Origin of the sequence: Roseomonas alba, from assembly GCF_019430885.1 — a bacterium.
Lineage (GTDB): Bacteria > Pseudomonadota > Alphaproteobacteria > Acetobacterales > Acetobacteraceae > Neoroseomonas > Neoroseomonas alba.
On sequence record NZ_JAHYBZ010000020.1, the window covers coordinates 1 to 18458 of the forward strand.

21 protein-coding genes are annotated in these 18458 nt (G+C 70.8%); all 21 read right to left on the reverse strand.

Annotated elements, in window-relative coordinates:
- Positions 1-258, reverse strand: a 258-nt coding sequence (locus tag KPL78_RS29530) for a hypothetical protein (RefSeq protein ID WP_219766886.1), incomplete at its 3' end; no start/stop codon positions are given.
- 9 nt (positions 259-267) lie between these two features.
- The gene (locus KPL78_RS29535; RefSeq protein ID WP_219766887.1) at positions 268-3069 is read right to left on the reverse strand and encodes a hypothetical protein; all 2802 of its coding nucleotides are present in this window, start codon (positions 3067-3069) and stop codon (positions 268-270) included.
- Between the two features lie 2 nt (positions 3070-3071).
- Complete coding sequence (locus KPL78_RS29540) at positions 3072-3632, reverse strand: DUF4376 domain-containing protein (protein ID WP_219766888.1); 561 nt, start codon at positions 3630-3632, stop codon at positions 3072-3074.
- A gap of 2 nt (positions 3633-3634) precedes the next feature.
- Positions 3635-4750 carry a glycine-rich domain-containing protein gene (locus KPL78_RS29545; RefSeq protein WP_219766889.1) on the reverse strand — a complete coding sequence of 372 codons (1116 nt, stop codon included), beginning with the start codon at positions 4748-4750 and terminating at the stop codon, positions 3635-3637.
- Between the two features lies 1 nt (position 4751).
- The gene (locus tag KPL78_RS29550) at positions 4752-5354 is read right to left on the reverse strand and encodes a putative phage tail protein (RefSeq protein WP_219766890.1); all 603 of its coding nucleotides are present in this window, start codon (positions 5352-5354) and stop codon (positions 4752-4754) included.
- On the reverse strand, positions 5351-6427 hold the full coding sequence (locus tag KPL78_RS29555; protein WP_219766891.1) for a baseplate J/gp47 family protein: 1077 nt from the start codon (positions 6425-6427) through the stop codon (positions 5351-5353). The genes KPL78_RS29550 and KPL78_RS29555 overlap by 4 nt, the downstream gene beginning before the upstream one ends.
- A complete protein-coding gene (locus tag KPL78_RS29560) occupies positions 6427-6882 on the reverse strand; it encodes a phage GP46 family protein (protein WP_219766892.1) in 456 nt (151 codons plus the stop codon). Before KPL78_RS29560 ends, KPL78_RS29555 begins: the two co-directional genes overlap by 1 nt.
- Before the next feature lie 57 nt (positions 6883-6939).
- Positions 6940-7476 (reverse strand): phage baseplate assembly protein domain-containing protein, encoded by a 537-nt coding sequence (locus KPL78_RS29565; protein WP_219766893.1) that lies wholly within the window; start codon positions 7474-7476, stop codon positions 6940-6942.
- Positions 7476-8720, reverse strand: a complete 1245-nt coding sequence (locus tag KPL78_RS29570; protein WP_219766894.1) for a phage baseplate assembly protein — start codon at positions 8718-8720, stop codon at positions 7476-7478. The genes KPL78_RS29565 and KPL78_RS29570 overlap by 1 nt, the downstream gene beginning before the upstream one ends.
- Positions 8720-9997, reverse strand: coding sequence for a DNA circularization N-terminal domain-containing protein (locus KPL78_RS29575; RefSeq protein ID WP_219766895.1), 1278 nt, complete (start codon positions 9995-9997; stop codon positions 8720-8722). The genes KPL78_RS29570 and KPL78_RS29575 overlap by 1 nt, the downstream gene beginning before the upstream one ends.
- 2 nt (positions 9998-9999) lie before the next feature.
- Entirely contained in the window at positions 10000-12132 is a 2133-nt protein-coding gene (locus KPL78_RS29580; protein WP_219766896.1) for a phage tail tape measure protein, read from the reverse strand.
- Positions 12133-12259: 127 nt separating this feature from the next.
- Positions 12260-12730: a phage tail assembly protein gene (locus KPL78_RS29585; RefSeq protein ID WP_219766897.1), complete on the reverse strand. Its 471-nt coding sequence runs from the start codon at positions 12728-12730 to the stop codon at positions 12260-12262.
- Entirely contained in the window at positions 12731-13084 is a 354-nt protein-coding gene (locus tag KPL78_RS29590) for a phage tail tube protein (RefSeq protein WP_219766898.1), read from the reverse strand.
- 10 nt (positions 13085-13094) lie between these two features.
- Positions 13095-14585 (reverse strand): hypothetical protein, encoded by a 1491-nt coding sequence (locus KPL78_RS29595; RefSeq protein WP_219766899.1) that lies wholly within the window; start codon positions 14583-14585, stop codon positions 13095-13097.
- A 4-nt stretch (positions 14586-14589) separates the two neighbouring features.
- The gene (locus KPL78_RS29600; RefSeq protein WP_219766900.1) at positions 14590-14787 is read right to left on the reverse strand and encodes a hypothetical protein; all 198 of its coding nucleotides are present in this window, start codon (positions 14785-14787) and stop codon (positions 14590-14592) included.
- Positions 14788-15390 (reverse strand): hypothetical protein, encoded by a 603-nt coding sequence (locus KPL78_RS29605; RefSeq protein ID WP_219766901.1) that lies wholly within the window; start codon positions 15388-15390, stop codon positions 14788-14790. It lies immediately after the preceding gene.
- Complete coding sequence (locus KPL78_RS29610) at positions 15390-15821, reverse strand: gp436 family protein (RefSeq protein ID WP_219766902.1); 432 nt, start codon at positions 15819-15821, stop codon at positions 15390-15392. The genes KPL78_RS29605 and KPL78_RS29610 overlap by 1 nt, the downstream gene beginning before the upstream one ends.
- A gap of 6 nt (positions 15822-15827) precedes the next feature.
- Positions 15828-16097, reverse strand: coding sequence for an HI1506-related protein (locus tag KPL78_RS29615; RefSeq protein WP_219766903.1), 270 nt, complete (start codon positions 16095-16097; stop codon positions 15828-15830).
- A 13-nt stretch (positions 16098-16110) separates the two neighbouring features.
- A complete protein-coding gene (locus KPL78_RS29620; RefSeq protein ID WP_219766904.1) occupies positions 16111-17016 on the reverse strand; it encodes a Mu-like prophage major head subunit gpT family protein in 906 nt (301 codons plus the stop codon).
- 6 nt (positions 17017-17022) lie between these two features.
- A complete protein-coding gene (locus KPL78_RS29625; protein WP_219766905.1) occupies positions 17023-17412 on the reverse strand; it encodes a hypothetical protein in 390 nt (129 codons plus the stop codon).
- Positions 17413-17415: 3 nt separating this feature from the next.
- On the reverse strand, positions 17416-18444 hold the full coding sequence (locus tag KPL78_RS29630) for a phage protease (protein WP_219766906.1): 1029 nt from the start codon (positions 18442-18444) through the stop codon (positions 17416-17418).
- Positions 18445-18458 lie beyond the last annotated feature (14 nt).

Consider the following 18458-nt stretch of genomic DNA (forward strand, 5'->3'; position numbering starts at 1 on the left):
CGCGATCAGCGTGCAATCCCCGGCGTCGGGCACTGCGGTTTGCAGATGGGCACTGCCGCTCAGCACCAGGTGCGTCGATGCGACCGTCGGCGTCCCGACGACCGTCGCGGCCGCCTTGCCTGGCGCGAGGTTTTTGGTGGAGGCATCGAGGCTGCCGCCAAGGTAGTGCCACGCCTCCAGACCGTCCGCGACGGGCGGGATAAACGCATGCGGGACCGCCGAGAAATCAGCGCCGGGGACGCGAATGATCGTGGCCATGAGGCTCCCTCAATCGGTGGCGACGGGCATGTCGAACGCAACACACCAGTTGTGCAGCGGGTAGGGTTTGCCAACGAGGCTCGCGATATTCTCGCTCGCGTCCTGGCCGGAGCCCGGCGCGTAGACGTAGGTCAGCGCGGCGCGCCACGGGTCGCTGTCGCATAGGCACCCGTTGCCGTTCGCCGCTGATTTCGCGGCGTAGACCAGCGACAGCGCGCCCGACACGTCGCGGCCGAGCGTGATCATCACTGCGGTGTCGGATACGATCTCAACGTCCGCGATCCCGATCGAGCCGCCGGCGTCGCGCGCCGAAAACCCCTTGCTGGCATAGTCGGTCGCCGTGGCGATCACGTAGGGCAGCGCGAATTGCAGCGGTGGCTCCGGCACGTGGAAATCGACCAGCACGCTGCGCCCACGGCGCGTGAGGCGTGTCGGATGCAATGGTCTCCAGCCCTCGTTGCGCAACAGCACCTTGGCCATGACCTTGCCGCACTGCTCGCCCCACCAGCGGTAGCCGTTGGCGGTGAGGTGGCCGTCCTTATCGGTCATGGGATAGACGGGCCCGACAAGCCACCAGTGCGGCTCCTCCAGCGCCAATTCGAGCTGCGCCATGCCGACGGCCATCTGCTGCGCGTCGACAGTGAACCCGCCACCCGTCTGATAGGTGAAGACGCCGAACGGCCGCGCCTGCGCCGCAATGGCCGCCTGCACGTCGGCCCGGATATCCGTCACGAGTTGCTTGACCAGCGCCTTGTAGGCGGCGCGCGTCGTGCCGATCACATAGTCCTGCTCACCCTGTAGGTAGATCAGCGCTGGGACGCAGTAGTCGCCGCCGGCCGTGGCCGCCACGGCCTTCGCGGCCGTCGCGCAATCCGTGACGCGCCCGTAGTATCCGCCGCCCTTGCTCAGCGACGCTACCGACAGGCCAGGATAGCCGCAGGCCGAGACGACGATCTGCCGCGCCGCATCGTCCGTCGCACCCCACGCATTGTTTTGCGCGCGGCGGAACGCCAGCGAAGCCGCCTCAAGCGGCGTCTCGCCCCAATTGCCATCGCTGGGCGCCAGAGCCGCCTGCTCCGGTCCGCTCAGCAGTTCGAGGCGCCCCCCTTTGAGCACCTGCGCCGCCAGCGGCAGGAATGCCGAGGCGCCGAACGGTGCCCACGCATTGTTGCCCACGTTGCGGGTGTGCACGGACTGCCCCAGCGTCAGCAGGCCAGGATAGGGCTGCGCGGTGGTCAGCGCCGGGAACCCCTGCGCGCCCACGGACAGGCTCTGCCCGTAGCCGAGGACGTGGTTGTAGGCCGCAACGGGCCGCTGCACATCCTCGTCACCGAGGCGCACGATCTGCGCGGAATAGGCCAGGGCGCGCGCATTGCGCTCGGCGATCTCGCTGGCCGAATAGGCCGCGTTGTCGACGCTGCCGGCACCGCTGACCAGCGTGCCGTCCGGCAGCAGTGCGACGCCGACATAGCCCTCGTCGTCACGCCAGCCGACGACCAGATCGTCGCGATCGACCGTCTCGTATGACAGATCGCCCAGCGACGGGATCAGCGCATCGCCGCCAGGACCGCGCAGCGTGCCATCCGCCTCGATGCGCAGCGCGCCGATATGGCCCGAGCCGTCCTCCGCTACCGCAATCGCGGCGTAGTCGTCTTCGTCGACCACGCGAACTCCAGCAGGTCCCGCGGCCTCGGCCACCACCGCCGCGCCGAGGTCGACGCCGTCGTCAGTCAGCCGCACCGATCCGCCCCGCGCATCGGCGCGACGCAGCAGCACCGATGCATCATCGCCGCGCACCAGCTCGGCACCCGCGGTCGCGAGCACGGTGCCATCGTCGGATAGCGTCAGCGCAGCGGCGCCCGTCTCATCCACTACCGCAAATGCGACGTCCGGCACGTCCGGATCGCTGCGCACGGCCTCGGCCACCGCACCGACGCTGTCTACCAGGTCAGGGATCGTCGGCCCCTCGCGGGTCCACACGCCGGACAGGTAGCGATACTGACCGCGATCGTCGCCGGTGCCGTAGACCACGCCGAGCTGGCCCGCGGTGACGCCCGGAACCGCCTGCAATTCGGCGAGTGTCGCCCGCTGGATGGCGGCGTTGGTGACCGACGCAGCGGTCGCGTCGGCCGCGTCCTGCGCCTGCTGTGCGAATGGCGCCGCAGCTGCTGCCCCCGCGGTCGCGCCGCTTTCCGCCCCTGCCGTCGCGCCCGCCGCAGCACCCGCGGCATCTCCGGCCTCGGTCCCCGCGGCCGCCCCCGCAGTCGCACCGGCTGCCGCCGCGCCCGCCGTCGCCGCGATCTGCGCCACGGTCGCCAGCGTGGCCTGCACCGTGACGTCATCGCCCGTCACGACGGGGATCCGCTCCGATCCCGTCGGGGCACCCAGCGGCGGCAGGGCCGGCACGCGCTCGGCGGTGATCGGCAGCCCCTGTTGGGTCAGCAAAGCCCAGCGATCTTTGGTGATCCACACCGCGCCAGGCTGCGCGGCCGCGCGCACGTCGCTGCCGCGCACCTCGATCTGGCGCTCGACCGACGCGGCACGCGGCCCGGTGCACTCGACCAGGATGCGCCAGGTGCCCGCCTGATCCAGCACCAGGTCGAGCCGCGGGCCGAGCGGCGTCACGCCGAGGCTCGCCCCGCTATGCTCCAGCACCGTCCCGTCCGGCCGCACCGTCGTGACGACGACGCCGGTGATGGCGATCGGCTGCCCGGCCTCATCCTGCGGCAGGGCCTGGATGCTCAGTCCCTGCCCGACCACCCAGCCGGTGCGCGGGAACAGGCGCAGGAAGAGCGCGACAGCCTCCGCCACGCTCAGCCCTCCGCGGGCGCGGGCCAGCCCGCGGCGAGGTCGATGGCATCGAGTGCGGCGGCATCCGGCGCGGCGGCAATGGCATCGGCGAGGCCCCAATAGTGGGCACGCAGCGCCGCCACATACTCCGCGGCCTGGCGTCCCATCGCGATCATCCCCGCCGCGTCGATCGGCACCGCGCTGTTGTCCGCCATGCGCCACGCGAACCCGGCCGGCAGCTCGTATTGCGCGAGCAGCACGGCCGCCGAGATGCGCGCCTGGCTCGTCTCGTCGATCTGCAGCGTCGCCCCGCCATAGGGCATGCCGGCGGCGATGCGCGCATCGAGCCCCTGCCGCGCCGCAGCCTTCCGGGCCGCCTGGGCCACAGCGAGGGCTGGCGGGGCTGGCGGGGCGAATGCCATGCCGTCCCAACTCCATCCCTCGGCTACGTCGCTGCCCTCGGGCAGAGCCTGCATGGTCGCGACCAGGTCGGGGTGAAACAGCTTCTCGACCTCGGGGCCATCGGACGGGATGCGGATCAGCTCCGCGACGATGCCGGCAGAGATGCGGGCGTAGGTCTTCATGATCAGCGCCCCTGGAATTGCAGGATGGCGCGACCCGGCGCGCCCGCGGAGCCCGCCGCGAATGTGGAACCTCCCGCACCGCCGCCACCACCGCCCGGGCTGGCGGCGCTGTTGCCAGTCGCGATGGAATAGCCACCCACCAGCGACACCATGAATGTCCCGCCGCCCGACCCGCCGATCGTCGAGCCCCCGATCGCGAGCCCGCCATTGCCCGGGTTGCCCGGAAGCATGAGCTGCCCGCCCGCACCCGCGCCACTGCTGGGCGTCGGCAGCGCGGCGGCGCCGCCGGAGGCCGACGCGCCGCCTGGGCCACCAGGTAGTGACATGTAGGTGCCGATCGAAGTGGTGCCGCCAGCGCCTCCATTCGTCGGCGCGCCGGTGCCAGCCGCGCCCCCGGCGCCAATCGTTACCGGGATAACCTGTCCCGGCACGACGTCGAACCAACCCTCACCATACCAACCACCGGCGCCACCCGCAGCTCCACCGCCGCCAGAGCCAACGCCGCCGCCTCCACCACCACCGGACCAGCCTTGAGCGCGCATGCGGAACATGCCCTGTTCCACCGTCACGTCGGTGGTCGCGCTGATGACCTGCATGCGGCTTCCGATGCCGCCCAACGTGTACCAGGTCACGTCGCCGTCACCGACGATCGACAGCCGCTGCCCGACGACAAGACGGACATTGTTGGTGCCGTCGACCGTGTCCGCAGTCGTCTTCCGCGCCACGAAAACCTGCGCGGCCGAGGCATCGAGCCGCACGAAGCGGAACTCCATCGGTCCGCCATTCGCCGCCGCCACGGCCGGCAGGGTGAGCGTCGTGGGACCGGAGGCATTGACGAGCACCAGGCCGGCATCGTCGGGGGTGAGCGTCGTATTGCCCGTCACCACCCGGACATTGCCGCCCGCCACGCGGCGGATGTGCCGCGCGAGCTGCACCAGGTCGCCGCCATCGGGCGTGATCCCGCTGCTCTCGATCGCCCGGACGATCTCCTCCTGCACCGCGTTGCGGTCGACGGCGTCGTGCGTCGTGCCGCGCACCCCGGTCGCGATGTTGCGGTTGCGGAAGCCACGCCTGCCCCCGCCAATGTCCGCCCAATTGGTGGCGTTGGTGCGATCCATCTCAGGTCTCCAGGTCGTAGGAGATGCGCAGGAAGCGGTGCGGCGGGACGAACTGCGCCAGTGGGCAGTCGAGATCCGGCCCTGTGAAATCGTTGATCGGATCGCCGCATTCCGATCCGCCGCACTCGCCGTCGATCAGCGAGTAGACGGGCGCATGCACCCACCACCCGTAGACCTCGTCCTCGTCGCTAAGCTCGTCGCCGCACTCGCCGACGCCGCAGACGCCGGGGGCGAATGTCTCGACGGTGATCGTCACGCCGAGTGTCGCGGCCGCATCGACCAGCGCATCGGGGCCGAGATCCGTGCTGGGGCCATTCCAGCGCAGCTCGGCGCGGCGCTGCCGCTCGTCGATCGACAGGCTGGACACGTCCGCGCGGCACGGGTCCGGGCCGAGGATGCGCTCGTAATCCTCCAGCAGCTCCTGCGCATTGGCGGGGCTGATCTGGGCGATCAGGCGCTCGCGCAGGGCCTCGAAATCCGCGAGCTCCACCGCGATCGGCCGGAAGAAGCGCCCGACGACGCTGCCCGGCTCGGCAGGCAACGCATCGCCCGGCGGCAGCTCGGCGAGCAGTTCGTGCAGCATGTCGTCGGTGCTGCGGCTCATGGCCAGGCCACCCAGGTGATGGTGCCCGGCACGAAGAGCTGCCGCGTCGTGCCGACCACGTCAGCCGCCGGCGCGATGATGCGGTGCCGGTATTCGCCGGCGGCCGAGCTGATCGCCTCCCAGAGGCGGGAGAGGTCGACGGTGCCGCCGATGCCGGGCTCCGCAGCCAGGAACGTGGCGAGGGCGGCCTGGACGGCAGCGCGCACCGCCGTGCTGTCCGGGTCGACCGCGAGCGTCAGATCGAACGGCACGATGACCGCCGACATGGCGGTGAGGTCCGCGACATCGAGGGGCGCCTGCGCGCGCAGCGCCGTGCCGATGCGAGACAGCTCGGTGCTCGTCGCGGCGCGGCCCGGTGCCATCCCGACCACCACGCCCACCCGCCCGAGCCCCGCCCACAGCGGCAATTCCTTCACGATCGCCTTGGGGTAGATCGCCTGCGTCCAGCTGATGTAGTCGCCCGGCCCGCCGCCCTTCGGCCGGCGCCGGCGCCAGGCGATGGCGCGCTGGCGCAGCTCCTCCATCGTCTCCTGCTCGCTGCCGCCGGAGATCCCATCGGCATCGACGGTGAGCTGCTGCGCGGCCAGGCCGGCGATCGGGCTGTCGAACGCCAGCACCGTGCCCGCGGCCACGTCGCCGGCGACGCCCGCCGTGACGGCGAGGATCGGCACGACCTCGGTGCCCGTGCCGTCGACCGTGCGCGCCCCGGTCACGCGATACCGACCGCCACCCAGCGTCGCATTGACCGGGATGACGGTGCCGACCGTGCTGCCGGCCGGCGGATTGGCGTTGCCGCCGCTCCTCTGCGCGACGGCCTGGGACAGGCCGAGCCGCGCAGCCTGTTCCGGCACCAGGTCCTCGTCGCAGGCGTCGAGCCAGAAATCCCGCACCTCGGCCGCGAAGCCGAGCTGCGTCCCGTACAGCGCCTGCGCCGGCGACCGCGCGAGCGCCGACCACGGCGCGACCGCGGTGGACGCATCGACGCCGTCCGGCACCTCGTGCTGGAACTCGGCCTCCCACGCCGCGGCGAGGCGGGCGGCGATCGCCTCCGGCGCATCGGGGATCCAGGGCATCAGCTGCCCACCAGCACGGGCAGCGTCACCTGCGCGGTCCCGGCACGGGCGGTCAGGTGAATGCGACCAGGCCCGCCATCGGCGACGGCGGTGCTGACGGTGAGGCCCCGCCGTTCCAGCGGCGCCAGCGCGTTCCTCGCCATGCCGGCGGCGCGCTGCAGCGCCTCCGGCTTCTTGGCGCGGGCAAGGAGCCACAGCCGGCTGCCAGTCAGATCCCCGCGCGGGTCGAGCGCATCCCCGGCCGAACCCTGCCGCGCATTGAGCGTCGCCGGCGTCGCCGGATCCTCCGGCATGTCGGCCGGCAGGCGATCGTCACGGCGCGCACGGCGACGCGTCAGCAGCCCATACTGCATGGCCGAGAGCGGCGTGCCATCGAGCACCAGCCCCGCCGGCGTGGCGACCAGGTCGCAACGTCCGGTGGCCACGCGCGGGCGGATGGCGAGGTCGTAGGGCATGGGCGCATTTCGCGCGCGCGCGGCCCCACGGTGGAGGCCCGCCGCGGCGGGCCAGTCTCAGGGAACGGCGAGCGTGATGCCGTTGACCTTGAGCGTGCCGACCACGTTGACGGTGCCGTGCAGTTCGATCTGCGGCGCGGTGATCGTCGCCTTGGTGGACGCCGTGACCTCGGCCTGCGCGCAGGTCGCGCGGATCTTGCCCGTGGCGGTGACCTCTGCCTCGGCGCAATCCGCGACGATCTTGGTGGCCGCGAGCACATGCACCTCGCCGCCCGGCTTGACGTGCACGCGGGCCGATCCGTCGAGGGCATAGAGCGCCGCCTCGCCCGTGCCGAGCTTGCCCAGGCCGACGCCGGTCGCGGTGATGATGACGACGGGGATGCCCTGGTCGCCGCCCGGTGCGAGCACCAGGGCCGTCACGCCATCGGTGCCCGGATTGCTCGCGAAGCCGGGGGTCTGGAGCACCTGCACGGATCCGCGCAGCACGCCCTCGGCGGTCTCGACGTCCACCACCTGGACGCCGCCGCCGTCCTCGACGCGGTGCAGGATGCCATGCTGGATCAGCCCGCGCAGGGTCGCGATGATCTCGTCCATCAGCCGGCCGTCAGGCCCCGCGCGGTGCCGTCCTGCGCGCGGCCCTGCTGGCGCCGGCGCTGATGGCGGCGCTCGCGCACCGCCGGATCGAGGTCGTAGGCGCCCTTGCGCACCACCCGCAGCCGCGTGGTCGCGCCCTGGTCGCTGTAGCTATAGGTCAGCGCACCGATCAGCCGCTCCTCCAGGATGCCGCCGAACGGATCGTCGATCAGCACCAGGCTGTTCGGGCGCCATAGCTCCCGCTGGTCACCGGCCCGCCAGTCGAGCACGAGCGCCTGGTGTTCCTGCCCCTTGCCGCGGGCAACGCGGGCCAGCCAATCGGCCTGCGCCTGCACGGTGTCGGTGCCCGACTGCGATTTCGCGGCGCGCACCGTGGGACGGTGGAGGGTGATCTCCTCATCGCGGGCATGGCCCGTCATCACCACCGCAGCGCGGTCCACGGTGCGGCTGGCCGCCGCGGCACCAGGCGTGGCGGGCGACCCCGTCAGCGGATTGGCGGTGCCGTCCAGCCGAGCCGGGCGCCCCGAGGCCCTGGTCTGGCCCTTCACGTAGTAGTCGGAGAACCGGCCCTGCCAGTCGTCGGAATGATCGAGCTCGACCAATGCTTCCCCCAGGCGCAGCGGCGCGGCCGCCGGCGTGTTGCCGCCGCGGGTGAGCACGACGGATCCAACGCCATCGCTGGTGACGATCAGCTCCCGCTGGCGCGCCAGTTTCTCGATCGCGGCCAGCGCCGTGTCCGAGACATCGATGCCGATCACCGGGAAGGGTGCGCCGACGTCGACGTCCGCGCGCACGGTCAGGCCATAGGGCTCGCAGATCCGCTGAGCGAATTGCAGCACGGTGAGGTTGCGGTACTCGACCGGGCCGAGCGGCGCGGCCGCGCAATGCACCAGGTGCGCGGCGTCGTCGAGAAAGCTGATGCTGCAAGCCATGTCCTTGCCCGTCAGCCGGAACTGGAACCGGGCCACCCAGCCGCGCAGCACCTCCTCCCCGTCGATCGTGATCTTGCCGCGCTGGCCGCAGGCGATGCGCCGCCACGTCTCAGGCTGGTACGGCGAGGCCGGGAAGGCCGCGCGCGCCCGCGCCTGGTCATAGAATTCCAGGGTGGCGCCGGCCGCCAGGTTGCCGATGTCCCGCTCGATATGCACGGCAGTCCACAAATCGAACTGCCGGTCAGCCAGGGTGAGCACGACGCGGCGCGTCGTCTTGCCCTGCCGCAGCCGCAGGATGTCCCAGGCCGCCATCAGGCGAGGTATTCCAGCACCGTGCCGGCGCGCACGGCGCCCGCGCGACGGATGCGGTTGCGGGTCATCAGATCCGCGAAGATCGGCTGGATCAGCGCGACCTGGTCGCCGGCCAGATGGTTCGCGACCTGCCACAGCGTGCAATCGCCCGGCACGGTGATGCTGCGCACGGCGGGCAGGCGGCCGATCTCCACCGACATGTCCCGTGCCACGGCGACGCGCAGATCCGCGAGCGCCTGGTAGACGGCGGCGATTTCGGCCGGCGCATCCCCGGCGCTGGCCACGGCCGCTGCCATGCGATCGGCGATCGTCGTGTCGAGCGCCGCGTGCCAGGCGCGCGCATCCTGCTGCGAGGCGAAGGGGATCTGTGCCGCGGCCTCCACCGCGCCGCCCAACGCATCGGCTTGCGCGGCGAGCTGCACCGCGGCGGGGACGACGATCGACGACGGGGCCGTCCAGCCCGCGACGACAACCAGCGCGGTCGCGACCTGCACGGGATCCAGCATGATGCTGCTGTCGGTTGCGATATCGCCGCCCGCGGCGATCGCGGGCTTCGGCGCGGGCTCGGCGGTGCCGGAGATGGCGATGAATGGCGCATCGAGCGCGTCCGCCACGATGGCGGCATAGGCGCTGTCCCCCGCCGCGCTGCCCAAGGCCGTCAGCGCATCCAGGGCCGGTTCCAGCACGCCGAGTAGCGCGCCGCCATTGGTCAGCCCGCCGACGAGCAGGGAGAGATCGCCGCGCAGCCATCCCCCGAAGGCCGCGATGCCGCTGACAACGCCGTAGGCGAGCCGGACGGGCGCCAGGACGCGGGCGAGCAAGGTGCGGATCCGCGCGCGCACGGACGCGACGGCCAGGCGCAGGGAGCCGAGCGTGTCGGTCGCCGGCGACGGCAATTCCCGCCAATGATCGAACGTCGCCGTGAAGTAGGCGACGCGCAGGCGGCGCTGGTCGAATTCGATCTCCGGCTGGTCGACCAGGATCAGCGTCTGCTCGCCATACCAGGGATGGACGAGGGTGCCAGGGCCGGCCTCGCGGAACGCCTCGCGCAGCAGCATCGCGCGCTCGACGTAGTCGGATCCCACGATCAGGCCCTGCACGGTGACCGGGCCGTCCATCGCGCCGAGATCCTGATGGGCGCGCTGATCGAGGCCGGGGAACAGGAAGGGTAGGACGCGCCGGCCGGCGCCGTCGCGCGCGGTCGGGACATGGAAATCGATGCCGCGCCAGCTCGCCGACTGCAGGGAGGCGAGCAGGGATGCGATGGTGCCGGACATCGCTATGGCCGCCCGAGCACCGGGCCCTGGCTGCCCGTGATGGCGACGCCGGGCGCCGTGCTCTCTGCGTTGCGCAGCACGAGGCCAGGGGCGAGGTCCACCTGCAGGCGGCCGGACAGCTCGGTGCGGATCGGGGGCGCCTGGCCGCCCGAGACGGGGGCGGGCTGGCCGCCCTCGATGATGGTGCCGTCCGCGTCGAAGCGCCGCGCGCCGTTGGCGCTGCCCCGCACCTGGCCGAGCACGGGCGCCTGGGCCTCGCGCTGCTGCTGTGCCTCTCGCCCACGGCTGTAGGCGTTGGTGATGCGCTCCACGATCTGCGCAACGGACGCGAACGTCTCGCGGATATAGCCGGCGAAGCGGTCGAACCGTTCCGTGATGCCGGTCCACAGCCCGTCGAAGAAGCCGGTCAGGGCGGACCAGGCGGTGGTGATGGCGGTGATGACCGAGGCGATCGGGCCCGTGACCCAGGCTGACAACCAGGCCGAGAACCCATCGAAGGCGGTGCGGGCACCGTCCCACAGGATGGTGAAGAAGTCGCCGATGGCGCGCCACGGCGCCGTGATGACGGCGATCGCCGCCGACATGGCGCCCCCACTCCAGCCATCCACCCATTCCACAAAGTGCCGGAACACGCCGCGCACGATGTCCCAGATGGCGCTGAAGGCGTCCTGAAGGCCGCCCCAGAGCGCGGTGAGAGCCTGATAGGCGGCCGTCCAATCACCGTCGACAAGGGCGCGCACGAAGCGCGCCGCGGCCTCGAAGATGACCTTGAGGGCATCCCAGAGCCGCCGGAAGAACGGCTCGAACTCCTCCCAATTGGACCAGATGATGTAGGCGGCGCCGACGAGTACGGCGGCGAGCAGGCCGATCGGCGAGAACAGGATCCCGATGCCCGTGGCCAGCACGCCGAGGACGGGCATCAGCACGCCCAGCGCACCGGCCAACAGGGTGAAGCCGGCGACCCACAGGATCGTCTTGTCGATGACGCCGGGATAGTTGGCATCCATCCAGGCAATGCCGCGCTGCAGCTCCGCGAGGATGTCATTCAGCGGGCCGAGCCCCTCGGAGGCCGCGACACCGACGCGGCGCAGCAGCTGGTCGGTGCGCTCCATCGTCTCCTGCAGGCGGATATGGGCACCGGCCATGCGCGTCGCGAAATCCTGGTTGATCAGGGATGCGTTGGCCTCCCGCGCGCCGCGCAGGATGTCCAGGTATTCCTGCGTCCCACGCAGCATCGGCCGGATGAAGTCGAGCACCTGGCGATCGCCGAACACCTGGCCGATGCGGAACATGTCGCCGCCGGTGCGCTCGCGCAGTTTCTGCAGCACCGCTTCGATCGGGTTGATGCCCTGCCGCGCGGCATCCTGCAGCACGCCCTGGATGTTCACGCCCAGCTCGCGGAAATTCCGCACCGTCTCCGGCGAGGTGATCTTCTGGAGGAAATTCGCGAGGTTGTTCGCCGCCTCCGCGCTGCTGCCCGCGCCTTGGCGGGCCACCTGCAGCATGGCGGCCAGGCTGGTTGCAGCATCCCGGCCGGTCATGCCCAGCGACTGCGCCGCCGCCGTGAGCTGCGGGAATTCGCGGGCCATGTCGCGCAGTTCGAACATGCCGGATTTGCCCGCCTGCGCCATGGCGCCGAGCGTGTCCGCCATCGCGTCGGCCGAGGTGATGCCGAGGTTCTGGCGCAGGGCGATGACGGTACGCGACAGGTCCTCGATGCTGGCGCCGGTCGCGGTCGCGGTGCGGGCGATCACGGGCATGAAGCGCTGCATGTCCTCCCGATTGAGCCCGGCGGCGACCAGGTTGGCCGCACCGCGCGCCAACTCGGTACTGCGCTGGCCGGTCTCCAGCGCCAGCGTCTCCCACGCCCGGCCGGCCTCGGCCGCGGCGGCATGGGCGGCCGCGCCGACGCCTCCCGCGGTGATCTGCGCCTGCAGCAGCGTGTCCTGGTATTGCGCGGCGGCCTGGACCGGCCCGGCGAAGCTGATGGCGGCGAGCGCCGCGCCGACCGCGCCGATGCGCCGGGCCATGCCGGCGATGCCATTGAGCTGGCGCTGCAGCTGACCCAGGCCGGCGCTGATGCCGTCCCGAAGCGTCAGCAGCAGCCTCGCGCGCATGTCCCGACCGGCGGCCATCAGCGGTTCTCCCTGCGGGCCTCATCCAGATCCACGAACGACTGGTTCCACCACATCAGATCCTCGCCGGGCATGGCGAGGACCGCGGCCTCCGACCAGCCCGTGCGCTCGATGACGTGGGCGAGGACTACCGGCCAGTTCGGCGGCCAAGGCCCAAAAAATGGCCGATCACCCGTTCGACGCGCACGACGTCTTCAGCGTCCATCTGCTCCCACAGCGCGTTAAACAGATCGAGCCGCATGCCGGCGGACCGCGCCGCGAGCACCATGGTCATCTGGTCCTCGGGCTTGCTCTGGGCTTCCTTGCGGTCCAGGCCATTCAGGCGGCGCATGGTCAGCGCGTCGTAGGTCTCGCTTTTCCCCGCGGCGGCACCGATGCGCACGATCAGGCTGCGCGGGTATTTCAGCGGCAGGCGGATGCGGCCGTCGGCGAGGCGGACCGCGTCCTTCGGCAGGCCGAGCTCGTCATCCTGCTCATCCTCCGGCAGCACCAGCTCACCCGGGCGCGCCGCCGGCATGGCAAGCTCGTTCTCGGACAGCACGATCTCGGGTGCGGCCTCGGTCGCGGTGAGGTCGAGGGTGTGGGGGGTGTCGGACATTTACTGCTCCATGCCTTCGCCGAAAAACCATTCGAGCGCGACCTTGCCGCCCTCGCTGTTCATCTCCGGGCGCTCCATCAGCACGGCGTCCGGATGGGAGAAGACGTGGCCGGTGTCGAGCCGCACGATCAGCTCGCCCGGGCCGGGCTGGTACAGGTCCAGGAACCGCTGGCCCTTCTTGAGCGCGGTCGTCGCCTTGAGGCTGCCCTGCTGGAACTCGAAGGAATGGTTGACCTCGGTCCCGAGCACGACGGGGTTCGCCTTGTTCCCTGCCGGCTTGTAGGTCGCGCCCTTCTCGACCGCGATGTTGGCGCGGTTCCAGGTGATGCGGAGGATGCCTGGGGTCTGTGCCATGGGTCAGCTCCTAGACCTCGAATTCCAGCGCCACATCGGTCTGGATGTTGTTGTCGATCCGCCGGTAGACGAGCTTCATCTGCAGGCGGTTGCGCGTGCCGTCCGGCGGGAAGGTTGCCCGCGACAGCCGCACGGTGCGATCGGCCTCCACGATCCAGCCGAGCCGTTCGTAGATCTTGCAGCGCGCCGCCCAGACGCCGAGGGCGATCTGCGGCGTCAGCGTGCTGTCCGAGGCGTCGGCGGCAGGGGACCCATCCGGCGCCTGCTTGTGGCGCGGATAGTTGAGCCGCCAGTAGGTGCGGAAGTCGTAGCGGATGCGCGTGGCGACCGCAGCCGCCATGATGTCCTGCCACGCCTTGGTGGCGACACCCTGGCTATCCGCGGTGTTGGTCGACACGCAGCGTTCGATCCAGCAGGTGCCGTCCTGGTTGGTGTCGAAGGTCGTGCCGCCCGCCTTCACGATGATGTTGCGCTCGGTGTCGATGAAGTTGCCGTTCACCGGCTTACGCATGCCCTTGAGCGGCAAAGTCTTGAGCTGCCGCGCGGGGTCCTGCATCAGGTAGAAGGTCGCCTGCGCGGCGAGCATCGCGGCGAGGCGCCAGCGCGGCTCGACCGTGCCTGTGGGGCCCGTCTGCACAGACAGCAGCTCGCAGTTGCGCTGCGGCAGCCACGCCGTGATGGCGGACACGGTGCCGATCATGCCGGCGAACGCCAACGCGTCCATATGGCCAGTCGCGGCCCAGCGGCGGCGCAGCTCGGTGATGACGATGCCCATGTTGGTGCTATCCGTCACCGGCAGCACCCACCACGGATGCCAGTCGGCGGCGATGGCGGCGATCGCGCTGGTGAGGTCCACCGCGCCCGTGCCGCTCGTCATGGCGGTGATGGCCTGCGTCAGCCCGACCGGGGTCACCTCCTCGGGCGCGAGGTTGGTCAGCAGCGAGATATCGCCGCCCATGTCGATCGCGTGCTTGGCCGTCAGGACCGTGGTGCCCGTCGCACCGGCCGACCAGGTCGCCACCACCGGCATCTCCGGGATGGCGTTGATCGCGTCGCGCATCGCCTGGGCGATGATGGTGGGGGTGTCGCCGGCGGCGACGTTCACGGCGACGCGGAACCCGGCGACGTAGTTGGCGATGGTGCCGGCGGCGGTGGGCGAGCCAGTGTAGACGAAGGCCCCGGCGCCCTTGGTCGCGCCGCCGGCGTCCGCGACGAGGATCATGAAGATCTCGGCGAAGGGGTTCCCGGCGAGGAAGCTGCGCGCCATGTCCTCGGCGATCGACCCGGCGCCGGCGCGCGCGGTGACGTCGGACAGGCGGGTGACGCGGAACACCGTGTTGATCGCGCCGGGCGCGCCGGTCAGCTTCACGCCGAACAGGAGCACCCGGTTCGGATACTCGAACACCCCGGCATTGGTGTAGTTCGGCCGGATCTCGATATCGACGCGCGGCAGGTCCCAGCCGGTCTGCGGGATCTCGTTGAAGGTGATGACCTCGGACATGGGCTCAGCCCTCCTTCACCGCGCGTGCGGGCTTCGGTGGTTCGGCCGGCAGCTCGACCAGCTCGCCGGCGGCCATGCGGCGCAGGATGAAGATGTCCTGCTCGACCGGCGTCCCCTCGGGCCGTTCGGCCGCGGACAGCACGGTGCGGCCGTCCGGCAGCGGCACGGGGTGTTCCGTGGCCACCACGGTGATGCGAGCCATTCAGGCCTCCTCGAGAACGATGGTGTCGTCACCGCCGGGGCGGGCGGACGGCTCCGGCGCCGGTGCCGGGCCGGTGAAGGTCCAGACCAGGTCGATGTCCGCGAAGTCCTCCAGGGCGGCGATCGCCTCATCCGGGATCAGCGTCGTCGAGACATGGACCGGGATGCCGATGACGGCCTGGTTGTCCTGGAGGAAATCGGCCGCGAGCGTCTGCGACGTGCCGCAGAACACCGCACCGACATCCTCGATCGACCAGGCATGCAGGCCGAGCACCGCGACCGCCAGCATGTTGACGATGCCGGGCGACTGGCGATCACCGAGCAGGCGCGTTTCCGGCGCCGTGGCGGTGACAACCAGGTGCACCTGGAAGCGCATGGTGACGGCAGGATTGACCGCCGCCGTCTCCGACACCACCACGTCCTGGAAGGCGATGCCGATGAAGGGGGTCTTCTGGGTCAGCTTCAGCCAGACGGCCTTCGTAATGGCGGCCGGCATCAGCTCGATCACGAATTTCGAGGCCGGGAAGAAGCGCGCCAGGCGCTCCTTCATGGCGCGCGCGGTGACGGCAATGACGCCGTCGACGGCCGGATCGAAGCCCTGCATCAGTAAAGGCCCGCGCGGTCGCGCGGTTCGAACAGCGCAGGCCGATCGGCGGTCTTCGCGAAGCTGGACGATGTCGCGATGGGGTTGGCGTCGAGCAGGGCCGTCGTGCCGGCCGCCACGCCCTCCAGCCATTTGATGGCGTCGCGTTTGCCGTCGCGCATCTGCTCGGACGGGGTCGACTGGCCGCCATTGGCCAGGTCATAGCGGGCGATCTTGCAGCAGGCGTCCACGATGACGGTCGGCACCGGCGACAGCGGCGTCGCGTATCGGCGCGCCAGGTAGCTGTCGATCGTGGCGCTGGCGGCGTCGAGAATGCCCTCGACGCGCGGCATATCCGGCGGCCCGTCCACCTGGCCGTCCTCCGCCGCGTTGCGCACGATTTCCGTGGCTCCGTAGCGCAGCTTCAGATCGTCCAGGGTGGCGTAGGCCATGGCGGGTTACTGGCCGCCCTCGGGCTTCTGCTCCGAGGCCGGGGCCGGGGCCGGGACGTCAACGGTCTCGACGGACAGCAGGGGCTCGGCTTCGATGGCGGCGAACTGCTCATCGTCGAAGCTGTCGCGCCGGTGCTCGCTCCGGCCGGCTTGGAAGGCGCGGCCGCCGCGGCGGAAGCCATCGACGCCGCGCGAATGCACGACGACGATCTTCGTCGCCGCGGCCGGGGCGGTCTTCTCCGCCTCGGCCTGGGTGGTGGTGGGGGTCTTCGCCATGGTGCGCCTCAGCTCACAGCCAGTCGTTGACGAGGAGCTGCACGGAGCCCTTCCAAGGGTTGCTCTCCATGCCGCCGCCACTGACCGCGATCAGCTCGCTGTTGACGATGCGGCGGCCCGCGCCTTCCAACGACCGCGGCACCATCAGATGCGTCCGGTTGATGGCGATGGGCGCGCCGTCCGGGCGGTGTCGCGATCCCATCAGCGTCACCGCGGCCTCGAAGTTCGCAGGCGTCAGATCGGCCTTCGACCGCACGGCCAGGTGCCATAGCCCGTAGCCCGCATTGCATCTGCCGCGCGTGCCCCACATGAAGCGGTCGCGCTCGAACACCGTGGGGTCCTGCAGAGACTGCCGCGCGACCAGGTCGAAGGGCACCCGGTTCTGGAAGATGAAGGGCTTGAGCGGCTTGGAGAGATCCAGCACATACCAGGCCGCGCCGGAGCCCGCGATGGCGTTGCTGGCCGACACGGCGGCGCCGGTGCTGTCCCAGCTCGGATGGTCCGTGTCGAAGAAGTACTGGCCGTCGTGACCGAGGCTGGTGCCACCCGCGGCGATGACACCGCCGACCAGCTTGTCGGGGAACTCGCCCGCATTCACGCCGATCTGCTGGATCGCGATGTTGAAGAGGCCGAAGGCGTCATCCTCGACGTCGTCGCGCTCGATGCCGAGCGTCTCCTCGAACTTCTTGTTGCGGATCGAGTAGCTCCCGGCCGAGAGCATGTTCACGATGCGATCGCCGATCCATTCGCGGATACCGGGCAGATCATCCAGCTTCGGATAGACCTCCTCGCGGTGCTTGCTGTCCACCTGCATGCAGAGCTGCCGATAGTAGCCCGGCGCGGCGCCGAGATACTGGTTGAAGCTGGTCTGAACGCCCTGATGGAGGCTGGTCAGAAAGGGCAGAGTGATCTCGGGCATTGCGCCTTACACCTCCACGAAGGTCTGGCCGGCCTCGATCCCCGCCAGCTTCCCGACCTTGAGGTTGGTGCTGGCAGTGAGGGTCAGCGTGTTGTCGTCAGTGCAGTAGACGGGGTCACCGATGTTGGTGTGCACCGCGCCCGGCACCGTCATCGGGAAGGTGCCGTGCTTGGGCTCCAGCACGATCGCGCCATCGGCCCCGTCGCGGTTGTCAGCCTCGGTCGGTGACAGACCGACGACCACGGCAGCCCCCGCGTCGCCGGGCCGCACGACGAGACCGGCGGCGGTCAGGGCCATGAGGGCGCCGCGGAAGATCCGCGCGCCGGCGGCGACGGGATAGCCGAAGCGATTGCCCAGGCGCTCCGGCAGATTGCGGTTGGCGGTCAGGTTCGCCATGGCTCAGCCCTCCGCCCCGGTGATGATCTCGACCGGCCCGGTGCCCTTCGCGCGCTGTTTCTTGAAGGCCTCGGGGTCGATATTCATCAGCGCGACGACGGCCTTGTCGTCCTCGCTGAGATCCGCCGTCGCCGGCAGGCCCGTCTTCTTGTCCGGCAGGCCGCCGGAATGGACGGACGGGATCGCGTCCATCATCGCCTTGGCGGCCTCCGGGTCCTGCATGTGCAGGGTGATGTAGTGCTCGCGCGCCGCGTTGATGGCCGCCTTGCCGGCGCGGATCGCGGCGTCCACCACAGCCTCCGCGGCCGTGCGCTTCTGCGTCGTCCGCAGCTCCGTCACCTGCGTCTGCAGCTCGACCACCTGGCCGGCCTCGGTCACGCGCGCATTCAGCGCGATGAGCACCTCCGCCGCCGGCGCATCGGCCTTGAGCTTCAGGGCGGTGCGCATCTGGCTCTGCAGCGTGCGGTCGCCGATCATCGCCTGCAACGACGTCCGGATGGCCGTGTCGTCGGCGTCCGCCCCCAGCCCGAGCAGCTGGCGGAGGAATTCCGTGAGATCCATTGCGGTTCCCTGTTCCGATTGGAGGAGAGGCTTGATGGGCAGGTTCGGCCTGTTCGTCAGGCTGGCCCGCAGGACGCCGAGCACGACGCCCGTCTTCTCGGCCACCGCGATCGCCGGGCTGATGCCGCGATAGGATTTGCCGCGCAGCAGGCGGTCACCGTCCTCGGTCCATTCGACACGGCCCCAGACGCCGCCCTCGGCGCCCGCGCCGCGATCCTGCAGCTCGACGATCCAGCCGCAGGCGCGCGCGGCCTGGCCCGACTTCGCGCCGAGGTCCGTCGCGTGCATCTCATCCACGACGGCGGGCAGGTGCTGCGCGCTGTCGGCGACGATGCGGGCCGGATTGGCCGTGTAGGGTCCGCGCCCATCGACCCCGCGGAACGTGCCCGGCGGCACGAGCTGCACCCAGGCGGGTGGCTCGGCGTCGAAGGCCGGCAGGGCGGCGTGGAGAGTGATGACGGTGCGGGGCATGGAGGCCCGCAGAG

What these genes read in the sequence shown, in the direction of transcription:
- KPL78_RS29560 (WP_219766892.1), bottom strand. Translation starts at nt 6,882, where the DNA reads ATGCCCTACGACCTCGCCATCCGCCCGCGCGTGGCCACCGGACGTTGC.
- KPL78_RS29615 (WP_219766903.1), bottom strand. Translation starts at nt 16,097, where the DNA reads ATGGCGAAGACCCCCACCACCACCCAGGCCGAGGCGGAGAAGACCGCC.
- KPL78_RS29550 (WP_219766890.1), bottom strand. Translation starts at nt 5,354, where the DNA reads ATGAGCCGCAGCACCGACGACATGCTGCACGAACTGCTCGCCGAGCTG.
- KPL78_RS29570 (WP_219766894.1), bottom strand. Translation starts at nt 8,720, where the DNA reads ATGGCGGCCTGGGACATCCTGCGGCTGCGGCAGGGCAAGACGACGCGC.
- KPL78_RS29605 (WP_219766901.1), bottom strand. Translation starts at nt 15,390, where the DNA reads ATGCAGGGCTTCGATCCGGCCGTCGACGGCGTCATTGCCGTCACCGCG.
- KPL78_RS29545 (WP_219766889.1), bottom strand. Translation starts at nt 4,750, where the DNA reads ATGGATCGCACCAACGCCACCAATTGGGCGGACATTGGCGGGGGCAGG.
- KPL78_RS29595 (WP_219766899.1), bottom strand. Translation starts at nt 14,585, where the DNA reads ATGTCCGAGGTCATCACCTTCAACGAGATCCCGCAGACCGGCTGGGAC.
- KPL78_RS29575 (WP_219766895.1), bottom strand. Translation starts at nt 9,997, where the DNA reads ATGTCCGGCACCATCGCATCCCTGCTCGCCTCCCTGCAGTCGGCGAGC.
- KPL78_RS29585 (WP_219766897.1), bottom strand. Translation starts at nt 12,730, where the DNA reads ATGTCCGACACCCCCCACACCCTCGACCTCACCGCGACCGAGGCCGCA.
- KPL78_RS29590 (WP_219766898.1), bottom strand. Translation starts at nt 13,084, where the DNA reads ATGGCACAGACCCCAGGCATCCTCCGCATCACCTGGAACCGCGCCAAC.
- KPL78_RS29555 (WP_219766891.1), bottom strand. Translation starts at nt 6,427, where the DNA reads ATGCCCTGGATCCCCGATGCGCCGGAGGCGATCGCCGCCCGCCTCGCC.
- KPL78_RS29620 (WP_219766904.1), bottom strand. Translation starts at nt 17,016, where the DNA reads ATGCCCGAGATCACTCTGCCCTTTCTGACCAGCCTCCATCAGGGCGTT.
- KPL78_RS29565 (WP_219766893.1), bottom strand. Translation starts at nt 7,476, where the DNA reads ATGGACGAGATCATCGCGACCCTGCGCGGGCTGATCCAGCATGGCATC.
- KPL78_RS29580 (WP_219766896.1), bottom strand. Translation starts at nt 12,132, where the DNA reads ATGGCCGCCGGTCGGGACATGCGCGCGAGGCTGCTGCTGACGCTTCGG.
- KPL78_RS29540 (WP_219766888.1), bottom strand. Translation starts at nt 3,632, where the DNA reads ATGAAGACCTACGCCCGCATCTCTGCCGGCATCGTCGCGGAGCTGATC.
- KPL78_RS29610 (WP_219766902.1), bottom strand. Translation starts at nt 15,821, where the DNA reads ATGGCCTACGCCACCCTGGACGATCTGAAGCTGCGCTACGGAGCCACG.
- KPL78_RS29600 (WP_219766900.1), bottom strand. Translation starts at nt 14,787, where the DNA reads ATGGCTCGCATCACCGTGGTGGCCACGGAACACCCCGTGCCGCTGCCG.
- KPL78_RS29625 (WP_219766905.1), bottom strand. Translation starts at nt 17,412, where the DNA reads ATGGCGAACCTGACCGCCAACCGCAATCTGCCGGAGCGCCTGGGCAAT.
- KPL78_RS29630 (WP_219766906.1), bottom strand. Translation starts at nt 18,444, where the DNA reads ATGCCCCGCACCGTCATCACTCTCCACGCCGCCCTGCCGGCCTTCGAC.